This is a genomic window from Streptomyces sp. NPDC107765 (assembly GCF_055657085.1).
Window position 1 is genome coordinate 117411 of the sequence record NZ_JBVKBL010000014.1, and the last position, 11960, is coordinate 129370.

At 73.8% G+C, this 11960-nt stretch carries 14 protein-coding genes; 5 read left to right on the plus strand and 9 right to left on the minus strand.

The window, feature by feature from the left end:
• Positions 1-68: 68 nt before the first annotated feature.
• On the minus strand, positions 69-2198 hold the full coding sequence (locus tag ACZ7MX_RS29745; protein WP_472136453.1) for a DUF5107 domain-containing protein: 2130 nt from the start codon (positions 2196-2198) through the stop codon (positions 69-71).
• Positions 2199-2505: 307 nt separating this feature from the next.
• Here ACZ7MX_RS29745 and ACZ7MX_RS29750 point away from each other — a divergent pair, with 307 nt between their 5' ends.
• Complete coding sequence (locus ACZ7MX_RS29750) at positions 2506-2841, plus strand: DUF6204 family protein (protein ID WP_472136455.1); 336 nt, start codon at positions 2506-2508, stop codon at positions 2839-2841.
• On the opposite strand, the gene ACZ7MX_RS29755 is transcribed toward ACZ7MX_RS29750, so the two are convergent.
• The 6 genes from ACZ7MX_RS29755 to ACZ7MX_RS29780 form a co-directional block, all read right to left on the minus strand.
• Positions 2822-3271, minus strand: a complete 450-nt coding sequence (locus ACZ7MX_RS29755) for a glyoxalase superfamily protein (protein ID WP_472136457.1) — start codon at positions 3269-3271, stop codon at positions 2822-2824. The genes ACZ7MX_RS29750 and ACZ7MX_RS29755 overlap by 20 nt on opposite strands.
• 5 nt (positions 3272-3276) lie before the next feature.
• Entirely contained in the window at positions 3277-3876 is a 600-nt protein-coding gene (locus tag ACZ7MX_RS29760) for a GNAT family N-acetyltransferase (protein ID WP_472136458.1), read from the minus strand.
• Between the two features lie 72 nt (positions 3877-3948).
• Positions 3949-5406 carry a CoA transferase gene (locus ACZ7MX_RS29765; protein WP_472136460.1) on the minus strand — a complete coding sequence of 486 codons (1458 nt, stop codon included), beginning with the start codon at positions 5404-5406 and terminating at the stop codon, positions 3949-3951.
• Between the two features lie 181 nt (positions 5407-5587).
• Entirely contained in the window at positions 5588-5827 is a 240-nt protein-coding gene (locus tag ACZ7MX_RS29770) for a hypothetical protein (protein ID WP_472136462.1), read from the minus strand.
• Positions 5828-5988: 161 nt separating this feature from the next.
• Positions 5989-6399, minus strand: coding sequence for an RNA polymerase sigma factor (locus ACZ7MX_RS29775; RefSeq protein WP_472136663.1), 411 nt, complete (start codon positions 6397-6399; stop codon positions 5989-5991).
• 3 nt (positions 6400-6402) lie between these two features.
• Positions 6403-6558 (minus strand): hypothetical protein, encoded by a 156-nt coding sequence (locus ACZ7MX_RS29780; RefSeq protein WP_472136463.1) that lies wholly within the window; start codon positions 6556-6558, stop codon positions 6403-6405.
• 129 nt (positions 6559-6687) lie between these two features.
• Here ACZ7MX_RS29780 and ACZ7MX_RS29785 point away from each other — a divergent pair, with 129 nt between their 5' ends.
• Complete coding sequence (locus ACZ7MX_RS29785) at positions 6688-6825, plus strand: hypothetical protein (RefSeq protein WP_199816352.1); 138 nt, start codon at positions 6688-6690, stop codon at positions 6823-6825.
• Positions 6826-6834: 9 nt separating this feature from the next.
• On the opposite strand, the gene ACZ7MX_RS29790 is transcribed toward ACZ7MX_RS29785, so the two are convergent.
• Positions 6835-7731 (minus strand): DUF2867 domain-containing protein, encoded by an 897-nt coding sequence (locus ACZ7MX_RS29790; protein WP_472136464.1) that lies wholly within the window; start codon positions 7729-7731, stop codon positions 6835-6837.
• A gap of 45 nt (positions 7732-7776) precedes the next feature.
• Here ACZ7MX_RS29790 and ACZ7MX_RS29795 point away from each other — a divergent pair, with 45 nt between their 5' ends.
• The 3 genes from ACZ7MX_RS29795 (at position 7777) to ACZ7MX_RS29805 (ending at position 9994) form a co-directional block, all read left to right on the plus strand.
• Positions 7777-8382, plus strand: coding sequence for a TetR/AcrR family transcriptional regulator (locus tag ACZ7MX_RS29795; protein ID WP_472136466.1), 606 nt, complete (start codon positions 7777-7779; stop codon positions 8380-8382).
• Between the two features lie 194 nt (positions 8383-8576).
• The gene (locus tag ACZ7MX_RS29800; RefSeq protein ID WP_472136468.1) at positions 8577-9764 is read left to right on the plus strand and encodes a cytochrome P450; all 1188 of its coding nucleotides are present in this window, start codon (positions 8577-8579) and stop codon (positions 9762-9764) included.
• 35 nt (positions 9765-9799) lie between these two features.
• Entirely contained in the window at positions 9800-9994 is a 195-nt protein-coding gene (locus tag ACZ7MX_RS29805; RefSeq protein ID WP_030412947.1) for a ferredoxin, read from the plus strand.
• Between the two features lie 118 nt (positions 9995-10112).
• Here the strand turns inward: ACZ7MX_RS29805 and ACZ7MX_RS29810 are convergent, their stop codons facing one another.
• Positions 10113-11948 carry a CocE/NonD family hydrolase gene (locus tag ACZ7MX_RS29810; protein WP_472136665.1) on the minus strand — a complete coding sequence of 612 codons (1836 nt, stop codon included), beginning with the start codon at positions 11946-11948 and terminating at the stop codon, positions 10113-10115.
• Positions 11949-11960: the final 12 nt, after the last annotated feature.

An 11960-nucleotide genomic window follows, 5' to 3' on the forward strand; every position in this document is an offset into this window, starting at 1 on the left:
TCATTCCGGACCCGCGCACCCGTTCACCGGATCGGCGTACGGGTCCGGCGCACCCGTAGGGAGGCCGGCTACACCGGCCGCATCCGGTACTCGTAGGCGTCCGGGAGCGGATGCGCGGACCGGGCCCGGGCGCGTACCTCGTCGGTGACCGGTCCGCCGGCCGCGGTCAGCCGCTCGGCGATCGCGAACCAGGTGTCGCTGAGCGTCTCGTCGCCCTCCCGCAGATCGGCGATCTCGAAGCCGGCGTCGAAGACCTCCCGGGCCGCCTCCGGCCGGTCCTGGGCGAGCAGGACCCGAGCGGTCAGCAACCGGAAGCGGCCCTCGGCGGCGACCCGCTCCGGCAGCGCGGCCAGCAGCCGCGCGGCGTCCTCGGTACGGCCCGCGGTGAGCAGTGCGGGCACCGCCTCCCGGACGAGGGCGGGAAGGACGGCACGCCAGGTACGGGCGGCCGGACCGTCCGCGGCGCCCGCCATCGTCACGGCGGCGCAGACCTGCGCGTACCGGTCGGCGGCCCGCGCCGGTTCGCCCGCGACGGACTCGGCGACGGCCAGGCAGTAGAGCGGCAGGACGCATGCCTCGGGCCGGCGGGGCGGGACGCCTGCCCCGGGGGCGGTGGCACCGCGCCCGCGCTGCCCGGCTCCTGCCCCGGGGCCGGTCGCGCGGCCCGGGCTCCCACCACCCTGCCCGACCGCCCGTTCCCAGCTGCGGACCGCCTGGGCGCGGTCGCCGGCCCGCCACTGGGCGAGGCCGAGGTGGTAGTCGGTGGCCGGGCCCGGCGGGGCGGACTCCAGCAGGTCGCGCCAGGCCGGGGCGGTCGGCGCCGGGCCGGGCAGCGGCCCGCCGGGCGGCAGTTCACCGGTCCGCAACAGGGCCAGCCAGGGCTCCTGTTCGGGCCCGAGGGTCGCCGGGTCGAACGGCGTGCCGGGCAACGGGAAACCGGCCCGGACCGCCTCCAGCGCACCCCAGCCCGACCCGGTGGCCAGCGCTTCCTTCGGCTCCCGGTCGGCGTACGGCAGCCAGGCCGCGTACGCCGCGTCGACGTCCGCCCGCGGCAGGGCCGCCTCCAGCCCGGCGGCGACCGCCTCCCGGGCCGCCGCCCACTCCGGGCCGTGCACCACCGCCGGATCGGCGGCCAGCGGGCCGTACGCCTCCAGCCAGGTGAAGGCACCACCGGCGTCCAGGGGCACATGCTCCAGCTGGGTACGGGCGAGCCCGGCCTGGATCTCGGCGTAGCCACCGGTGCCCGGCTCGGTGAGCCACTGCTGCCAGCGCCGCCCGGCCCGGCCCGTGCCCCACAGGAAGAGCTTGCGGCCGCGCAGCGCGTCGGTGGACGTCTGGACCAGGCCCCGCCCGGTCGCGTCGAGCGAGGTGATCCAGCGGCGGGCGCCGTCGGGCACCTCGTAGAAGTAGTCGGCCGGGAATTCGCTGCTCCCCGGGTACGTGCGGTCGGCGCCGTCCGATTCCGGGACCGGGACCCGGCGCAAGGTCCGCTCGTAGCCGAAGTGCCAGGCCCGGTCGGCGGGCGTCAGGACGCGGGTGCCCGCCTCTTCGGGGACCGCGGTGTTGGACCACCAGTACACGGGCACGGTGTGGTGGTGCGGGTTCCGGATCCGTACGCCCACGTGGAGGAAGTCGGAGCCGTCCGGCAGCCACAGGTCCACCTGGAAGGGCAGATCGCGCAGCCGCTCCCATTCCCACAGCCGGAGCATCTCACCGCCGTCCGGCGCCGGGACCCGGGCGGCGTGCAGAGGGGCGCAGGAGAGGGTGGTGTGGCCGGTGGCGCCGATGTTCCATTCGATGCCGCCGGAGAACCACGCGCCGTTGAGGGCGAACGCGGCGGGCTGCAACACCGGGTTCCGGTAGAGGAGTTCGCGGTCGGTGGGCTTGTGGTGCAGGGAGTACACCCGGCCGCCCAGAGCGGGCAGGACGGTGGCGCGCAGCCGGTCGTTCTCGATGACCAGGGCGTCGAGGTCGGTGCTGCGGCGGTCGCGGCCGTATCCGTCGCGCCGCGCGACCGGCAGGATCGACGTCAGCGGCCGGTATCCGATCTGGCGCGCCATGTCGGCGGGCAGCCCGGCGTCCCGGGGGATGTGCACGCGGTGGAGGTCGTGGCCGCCTCGGAGGGCGGGGAGGGGGTTGTCCGGACCGAGGGGGGCGGCGGGAAGGGTCAGGGTGGTGCGTCGCACGCTCGTGGCCACGGCTGCCTCGCAGGGGGGACCGGCCACCTCGGCTTAGGCGGCCTCCTGTTGACCATGGAACCGCCTCCTCGCCGGTCTGAACAGGGCTTCTTCCGGCCCGCGGGGTCAGGGTTACGCAAAGGAAGGCCCCGGGAACGGCGCGATGCGGTCGGGCAACGGTGGCGATGCCGCCCGCGGAACCGCCTGGCGCCTCGGTGCGATGCAACCGCATCGGAAAATCAGGGGCGCCGGCGGACAGGGCCGCATAGCCTGGCGCTCCACCCCCCACTCCCTTCCCACTGACGCAGCGACAGGAGACGCGAGGACCATGGCGACCCAGCACACCTACCGGGTGATCGTCCGCGGCAGGTGGGACGGCCTGACGGCCGCGTCCCGGGCGAAGCTGCTCGCCGAGGCCGACCAACACGGGCTGTCGCAGTACCGGTTCACGCCCGAGGGTGCGCTGGCCTACGACGCCGCGCTGCACTCGTTCAGCTACCGATGGGTCATCGTCTCGGACGCCGCGGACGGCGAGGAGATGGCGGCCGCCCTCGGCGAGGAGAAGGCGGAAGCAGCGCTGACCGCGGCCGGCCTCGGGTATCGCGACCTGCGGTCCACCGCCACCGACATGGACACCATGAAGATCAACCGCAAGTCCCGGTGACCGGGGGCCGAAGCGGAGCGGACTCGGGCTCCGGCTCGGACTCGCGCTCCGGCTCCGGCTCCGGCTCGGTGAGACGCAGCCGGTTGCCGAAGGGGTCGATGAGGGTGAGGGACCACCCGGTCTCGTCGTGCTCCAGACCGGGCCGCAGATACGGGTAGTCCTTCGCGGCCAGTTCGGCGTGGAGCGCGCGCACCCCGGTCAGCTCCGTGTACACCACCCCGCCGGGCGTCCCGTCGCCGTGGTGCTCGGACAGGTGCAGTACGAGGTTGCCCCGTGAGACCTGGGTGTAGAGCGGCATTCCCGGCTCGAAGCGGTGCTCCCAGTCGACGGTGCGGCCGAGGTAATCGACGTAGAACTCATGGGCCTTGGCCACGTCGAAGATGCGGAAGACCGGCACCGTGCGGCCGAAGGTCACGTCCGTGGTGGGCACCGGCGTCACTCCTGCCCTTCCGTGGCGGTCTCCCCCTCCGTGGCGGTCTCCCCGTCCGTGGCCGTCTCCTCGACCATCTCACTGGTGATCGCCCAGCGTTCGTGGTCGCGCCAGGCGCCGTCGATGAAGAGGAAGTCCGGGGAGAACCCCTCCCGGCGGAAGCCGGCGCGCCGGACGAGGGCGAGCGAAGCGGCGTTCTCCGGCTGGATGTTGACCTCCAGCCGGTGCAGGCCCAGCGCGCCGAAGGCGTGGTGGAGGATCAGGCGCAGCCCCTCGCTCATCAGGCCGCGGCCGGCGGCGTGCGCGAAGGCGCCGTAGCCGATCGCACCGCAGCGGAAGGCGCCGTGCACGATGTTGTTGATCGTGAGGTAGCCCGCGATCCGGCCGGTGGTGAGCTCGCAGATCAGGAAGCCCTCGCGCTGGGGTTCCTGCAGCCTGAGCAGGTAGGCGTCGAAGGCGGCGGCGTCGGTCGGCGGGTAGAGCCACGGCCGGTGCAGTGCGGCGCTGGCGCGCGCCCCGGCGGTGAACTCGTCCCGGTCGGCGGCGGTGAGGGGCCGGATGCCCACCCGCTGGCCGCGCGCGAGGTAGCGGTGGTTGATCGTCACCGGCAAATCGTACGGACGGTCGCACGGTGCGGCCAGCGATTACGGTCAGCGCCCCACCCTCAGCACCACGTCTCAGCGCCACACCGGGGCGTCCGCGGCCGGCCGGCCGGGCGGGGTCGCCCAGGTGTCCGGCGCGCCGTCGAAGGAGACCGGCGGCAGGGCGTGACGCAGCCGGCCGAGCGGACCGACGGTCTCCCGGAGGTGGTCCGCCGGGTCGTACCCGCGGTCGCCGGGCGCGGCGGCACCGCACGGCGTACGCCCGGGCCCGTTCATGAGCCCCTCCTCCCCCTCCCCGTCCGACAGGTCGTGCATCAGCAAGTGGGCGGTACCGGCCAGGGAGAAGGTGGCGAGGAACGAACCGCCGGTGCGGGTCTGTTCGGTCAGTGCGCGGAGTACCGCGGCGGCCAGCAGATAGCCGGTGCCGTGGTCGAGGGCCTGGGCGGGGAGCGCGCCGGGGGTCCCGTCCGGGCCCGCCTCGACGGCGGCGATGCCGGTGGCCACCTGCACCAGGCTGTCGAAGCCGCGCCGCGCGCGCCAGGGGCCGTCGTCGCCCCACGCGGAGAGGCGGGCCACCACCAGCCCCGGGCGGCGGGCGGCCAGCTCCTCGGGGGCCAGGCCGAAGCGGTCGAGGGCGCCCGGACGGTAGCCGGTGACCACGACGTCGGCGCGGGCGAGCAACTCCTCGAAGGTGGCGCGGCCGGCGGCCGAGCCGAGGTCGAGGGCGGTGGACCGCTTGCCGAATCCGGTGTCGCTGTGCGCTTCCTGGCTCTCCGGCAACTGCGGGGCGTCGATGCGCAGCACGTCCGCGCCGAGCAGGGCGAGGGTGCGGGTGGCGACCGGGCCGGCGATCACCCGGGTCAGGTCAAGGTCCCGCAGACCGGCGGCGGGCCGCACCGGGTGCCCCGCGAGCGGTGGCAGGACGCGCGGCGGCCCGCCGGCGTCGAGCGGGCCCAGGGTCAGCAGCGGACGGGCGGCCACCGCCGCGCCCTGCGGATGCCGCGCCCACTGCCCGGGCGTACGCGCCGCGACGGCCAGCGCGCCGGCCGCGTACACGGTCTCCTCGATCTCCTCGGCCGCGCGCCCGGCCAGCTCGGCCTCGACCTCCGCGATCCCGACATCGTCCGGCAGAGCGAGCGCCCGGAGCAACCGGGCGCGGTGGTGCGGGTAGTTGGCGTGGGTACGCACCCAGCCGTCGGCGGTCCGCCAGAAGCGGGACAGCGGCGCGAAGGCCGACAGCGGACGGCCGTCGACCCGGAGGTGACGTTCACTGACGAAGGCGGTGGCGACCGCCCCCTCGTCGACGTGTACGGCGGGTACCGGGCCGCCGCGGCGCGCCGCCGCCAGCTCGGCCGCGGCGAGTGCACACACGGCCACCGTGCCCCGCGCCAAGGTGCCCACCGCAAGCCGCGCCGGCAGCAGACCGCCCGGCCCGCGGTACGCGACCCGCTCGATCAGCCCCGGCTCACCCCCGAGCGCCGCCCATGCCGACGCGGTGCCGCGCCCGCCCCCGTCACCCTGTCGTTGCCCCATGCAGGCAGTCTGCCACGGCCCCCGCACCCCGCCGGAACGCGCTGCGGCCGGCTCCGGGCCCCGCCGGCGCCGCCCACCCCCGTGTGGCCGCGCCGCCGGTGCCCGCGCCGTCAACTCCGTGCGCGCACGCCCCCCGTGACGTGCGCGTACGGACTCAGCTCCCTAGGTAAGCGACCGGCCGTCACCGGTTCACCACCGGGCGGCCGAGGCCCGCCTCGTGTCCGTCGTCGTACCAGGACGCCGGCGAGAGGTCGGTGGGCTCCGGTGGTTCGGTGTCCCCGCTCAGGTCGGCTGCCGCCGCTAGGGCCCCGTAGCGCAGGTCCCAGTCGTGCGCGGTGCGGGTGTCCGGTGGCACGAGGCGGTCCCCCTCTCGGAGGTAGGTCAGCAGCCTCTCGTGCGGAGAGGACTGACGTTCACTCATGGATGCTCCCCATTTCGGATGTGCAGGACCGGGGCGGGATAGGTCCCACCCTGAAGCCGCGGTGGACGCACGGCCTCGGGGCGGGATCCAGCCCGGCAGACGGCGCCGGGACGGTGACGGGCGGCGGCCGCCAAAGGGTGCGGCCGCCGGGAGCCCGGGGCCTACGCCGGTTCCAGGTCCTCGTCCTCCCGCCAGAACCTCGCCTTCGCCTCGGCCGCGGCCAGCTGCCGGCTCACGGTCGCCGAGGAGATCTCCAGCAGCGCCGCGATCTCGGTGCCCTTCAGGCCCCAGACGTGGGTGAGCTCCCAGACCGCCGCCTGCCGCTCGTCGGCGATCGCCGCCTTCACCGACTCCAGCAGCTCCAGGTATTCGAGGCCGGCGGCCGGGTCGGGGCCGAACCGCCGTCCGTGCTCGGGCGGTTCGTCGTACGGCCGCTCGCCCGAGGAGCTCTTGCGCCAGTGGTCGCGGAGCTTGTTGCGGGCCACCACGGTCGCGAAGACCAGGACCGGCTTCTCGAACCTCGTGCCCTTGCGGAACTCCTGGAAGATGGCGATGCACACCTCCTGGGTGATGTCCTAGGCGAGGTGGTAGTCGTGGGTGACCCGCGTGACCGAGGCGATCAGCCGCGGCTCGACGGTACGCAGCGCCTCCATCAGCTCGGCCTCGCGCTCCTTGGACAGCCGGCGGGGTGACTCCGCGGAGTCGCTTCCGCCCCCTGAGAGCTGCCTCATGTGTCGTCCCTCTCCGCTGACCGGGTACCGCTCGGGGGTCCCGGGCTCCCTGGAAGGACGGGATGGGAGCCGGAAGTTTTTCATCGGGCCGGGATGAAAATTCCGGCCGCCCCGGCGGGACTTGACGGTATGGACACTCGCACCGCACTCGCCCTCGTGCTCGGCGGCCTCGCCGTCTACCTCGCCTACGTCGACCCGGTGCTCGGCGCCGCCCTCGGCATCGGCGTCGTGGTGGTCACCTTCCTGCTCACGCTGCTGGAGAAGTAGTTCGGCCGCTCAGGTGCGCACCGCCGCCTCCCGCTCGGCCGCGGTGGGGGCGGCGAGGGCCAGGCGGCGGTGGATGCGGCGGAGCATCGTGCGGGCCATGAAGGGGTGGACGCGGCGGACCAGGGCGAAGTAGAGCCGACCGGCCGTGTTGTGGATGCGGACGACCGTGCCGAGGGTGACGGTGCCGTCCGCGACCAGGAGCGAGGCGCGGAAGTCGAGGTGCCGGGCGTCCTCGCCGAGCAGCAGCTCCCGGTCCCTCCGGCCGACGACCGGGAAGGGCGCCCCGCGCAGTACGCCCTGCCACGCCTCCGGGGCGTCCGGCAGGCCGGGCCGGAGGTCCAGCTGCCAGGCGTCCTCGAAGTCGGTGCGCGGGAAGGCCCCGCGCGCGAGCCGCGCGGCGGCGGGCAGTTCGACGGCCCGGGCGCGGTCCCACACCAGACGGTGGAGCAGGCGGACCCACGGGGAGCGGCGGGGTGGCGGTATCCGCCGTCCCGTGGCGGCCCGTTCGATGTTGTCGAAGAGCTCCTGGACGACGGCGCGGTGCATGGCGCGGATCGCCACGGTCCACAACAGCCGTCGGCCGAGCGGGAGTTGCGCCTCCAGGAGGTGTTCCACGCGGCAGCGGTCGGGACCGTCGGGGTGGACGGTGACCTCGTGCCGGCCGCGGCTGCCGCCGGTGAAGTCGAAGCGGATGTGGCGGCCGGGCTGGTACGCGCCGACGCGGTAGCGGACGAAGCCGTGGCCGCCGTCCGCGCCGACGCCCAGAGGACGGTCGAAGCGCATCGGGGGCCAGGCCGGCGCCGGGAAGAGCGGGTCGTGGTCGCTGCCGAGCCGGTCGAGCAGGGCGCCGACGGTCTCGGCCGGGGCCTGGACGGTGCGGGAATGGACGTCGCGAACGGTACGCACGGAGCACCTCCATACGGTGGCGTATGTTTGACCGTACGGTAGCGTATGGACATGGCACGACAGCAGCGGACGAAGGAATCCGGCGGCGTCCCCCGGCAGCGGCTGACCGCGCAGGACTGGGCCGACGCCGCCCTCACGGCCATGGGTGAGGGCGGTCTGGCCGCGGTGGCCGTGGAACCGCTGGCCGCCCGGCTCGGCACGACGAAGGGCAGCTTCTACTGGCACTTCGCCAACCGGGAGGCACTGATCGAGGCCGCCCTGGAACGCTGGGAGCAGCTCGGCACGGAGGCCGTGATCACCGAGATCGAGGCCGAGCCGGACCCCGGCGAGCGGCTGCGCCGGCTGCTGCTGCACGCCACGCATTGGGCCGCCGAGGACCCCTTGGAGGTCTCCCTGCTCGCGACCGCGGCGCAGCCCAGGGTCGCGGCGGCCCTGGCCCGGGTCACCGAACGGCGGATCGGCTACGTCGCCTCGCTCTTCGCGGAGCTGGGCTTCCCCGAGGAGGAGGCGCACCGGCGCGGACTGCTGGCGTACACCGCCTACCTCGGGCACACCCAGCTGGCGCACGCCGTCCCGGGAAGCCTGCCGGACGGGACGGCGCGCGAGCACTATCTGGACGGCGTGATCGACATGTTGGTGCGACCGCTGTGACGACCGGCAGGAGGAGGTGCCGGTGCCCGAACTCGACCGCGGATGAACCAAGTTGGCCGATCTCCGCGTAGACGCGCCATGTGTCCGAGGCATGAAGTGGAGATCGGCGCGGCGAATACGGCGCGCATGTGCGTTGACATCCCACACCCGAGTGGTTCGAGTCCACTCAACCCCCCTCGCCCGGGAGGCATGTCGTGACCGAAGCCATTTCCTACTTCCAGGACCGCACCTGTCCCTACCACCCGCCCAGCGCGTACCAGCCGCTCCGGGAGGCCGGCCCGCTGACCCAGGTCACCTTCTACGACGGCCGCAAGGTATGGGCGGTGACCGGCCACACCGAGGCGCGGGCGCTGCTGAGCGACCCGCGGCTGTCGGCCGACCGGCAGAACCCTGCCTTCCCGATCCCCTTCGAGCGGTTCGCGGCGATCCGCCGGGTCCGCACCCCGCTGATCGGGGTGGACGACCCGGAGCACAACGCCCAGCGCCGGATGCTGATCCCCAGCTTCAGCGTCAAGCGGACCGCCGCGCTGCGGCCGGAGATCCAGCGGATCGTCGACGAGCTGATCGACCGGATGCTGGAACAGGGCCCGCCGGCCGAACTGGTCTCCGCGTTCGCGCTGCCGGTCCCGTCGATGGTGATCTGCTCGCTGCTCGGCGTCCCGTACGCCGACCACGAGTTCTTCGAGGAGGAGTCCCGCCGCATCCTGCGCGGCCGCTCGGCCGAGGAGGCGGAGGACGCCCGGACCAGGCTGGAGGAGTACTTCACCGGACTGATCACCGACAAGGAGAAGCGCCCGGGCGACGGACTGCTCGACGAGCTGATCGAGGACCGGCTGCGGGCCGGCGACCTGCACCACGACGAGCTGGTCCGGCTCGCCATGATCCTGCTGGTGGCCGGCCACGAGACCACCGCCAACATGATCTCGCTCGGCGTCTTCACCCTGCTCGAACACCCGGAGCAGCTGGCGCAGTTGAAGTCCGAGGAGAGCCTGATGCCGGCCGCGGTGGAGGAGCTGCTGCGGTTCCTGTCCATCGCCGACGGCCTGCTGCGGGTGGCGAAGGAGGACATCGAGGTCGGCGGGCAGCTGATCCGCGCCGACGACGGCGTACTGTTCCCGGCGTCCCTGATCAACCGCGACGAGAACACCTACCCCGCGCCCGACCGGCTGGACTTCGGGCGGTCCGCCCGGCACCACGTCGCGTTCGGCTTCGGCATCCACCAGTGCCTGGGCCAGAACCTCGCCCGGGCGGAGCTGGAGATCGCGCTCCGTTCGCTGTTCACCCGGATCCCGGATCTGCGACTCGCCGTACCGGCTGCCGAGATTCCGTTCAAACCGGGGGACACTCTCCAAGGCATGATCGAACTACCGCTGTCCTGGTAGCGGCCATGACGGCGGACGAACGAAAGGGGTCCGGCATGCGGATCACCATCGACCAGGACGTCTGTATCGGCGCCGGCCAGTGCGCCCTGACCGCCCCCGCGGTGTTCGACCAGGACGACGACGGCTTCGGCCTGGTGCGTTCCGGCCGTGAGGACGGCGCCGGCGACCCGCTGGTGCGGGAGGCCGCCCGGGCCTGCCCCGTGCAGGCCATCACGATCACGGACGACTGAACCGACCTCCCCGCGGACGGCGCGGCCGACGCGCGCGGCGGCCGGACGGCTTCGGCGCCCGCGGCGCGCCCGCACCGTACCGCCCGCTCCCTCCTTCCTACGGCAGCCACCTCATCCGCTACCGCAACGCCCCCTGGGTGACCGGCAGTTCGAGGACTCCGGTGTCCTCGGGCGCGCTGGTGACCGTCACCGGCTTCACCCCGCGATTGCCCGCATAGGCCGCGTCACTCGCGGCGAGGGTGAAGCGCAGCCGGTGCCCCGGCTCGTATCGGTGCACGATGCCCGGCAGTTCCACGGTGAACCGCCGGGTCGCATCGGGCACCCGGGCCGGGGCCACCAACCGGTGCACCAACGTCTGCGTGCCGTCCGGCGCGACATCGTAGAGCTTCGCGAAGAGCACGAGCTTGTCGGCCGCGTCGGCGGAGTTCTGCACCTGCTCGGTCCGGGGCGAGACCACCTTCAGCGTCACCCTGGGCGCGCCCACCACGTCCACCGGCCGGCCGGTGACCGGCGCGGACGTCCAGTCCAGATGCGTTCCGCGGGCGTCGAACGGTGCCGGGTCGGGCAGCTGGAGCATCCCGGCCAGCGAACTCTCCGAATGGCTGGTGGCCGTCCGCAGATTGCGGTACTCGCGGCTGCCGCGCGCCACCTTGGCCCGGTTGTCGACGAGCTTGCCGTCGCCGGACAGATACAGCCGCCGGCTGCCGCCCGCCGGGAAGCCGGCGGCGGTGGCGTAGTTGTTCCCGTCGGTCACCCAGTCCCGGTAGTACGCGAAGGCCGGCCCGGTGCGGGTGTGCGTGCGGTGCCGCAGATAGCGGTCGAACCAGGCGAGGATCCGGCGTCCGACGTAACTGCCCTCCATGTTGCCCTTGGCCAGGCTGAGTTCGCCCGCGGGCGGGTTCTTGATGCCGCCGCTGTGGCCCCAGTACTGCCAGATCATCTTCGCCGGGGTGCCCTGGGCGGTGAGGGCCCGGTACGTGGCGGCGGCCTCGTTGAGGTTGAAGAGGCTGTCGGCCTGGCCCTGGACCAGCAGCGTCGGCGCCGTGACGGACTTCAGGTACGAGACGGGAGAGACGCTGCGCGCATAGCGGAGCATGGCCTCGGTGCGGGCGACCGGGTACTTCCCGGAATCCAGCAGCCGCTTGGTCCCGCAGGCCCGCGCGACGAAGTGCAGACAGCCCGCGCCGCCGGTCCGCGACGGGTCGATGCCGGGGTGCAGCAGCCCTTGCGCCTCGCCGATCAGGAAGAACCCGTTGGTCCACTGCCATTTGTAGGCGCCCGGCACCGGTCCGCCGGCGCCCTGCCGACGGCCGGCGTTGTTGGGGTCGAGGGAGTAGGACAGGTCGTTCCAGGTGATCAGCGGGACCAGGGCGTCCACCCGGTGGTCGACGGCGGCCGTCGCCAGCTGGATCGCCCCGCCGTAGGACCCGCCGATCATGCCGACCCGCGGATCGCCCCGGCCGTCCTTGGCGACGTAGTCGAGGCGGGTGCCGTTGTCGGCGGTCCGCGATCCGGCCAGCAGGTCGACGAGTTGGCCGGCCGCCCGGCCGTCGATCCGGGGGTCGTCCAGGGAGATCGGGCATCCGGTCCTGCCGAAGCCGAGGCCGGAGTAGGCCAGCGCCACATAGCCGCGGGCGGCGAACGCCTTGGCGAGGGCGTCGGTGGAACCGTCCGCCTTGCTGCCGCCGAAGCCGTTGGTGGTCAGCACGGCGGGCGCGGGGTGGGCCGTGTCCACGCCGGACGGACGGTAGACATCGGTGTCGACGGTGCAGCTGCGGCCGCCGGCGCGGACGGTGACCTTCAGCGCGGTGACGGTGTACGGCCCGGCGGCCGCGGCCGAGGGGCCGGTCAGGGCGAGGGGCGCGGCGAGGGTGGTGCCGGCCAGCAGGGCGAGGGACGTGCGGAGCAGCGGACGGGACACGGCTCGGGACTCGCGGGGCACCAGGACCTCCAACGGGGACACGGC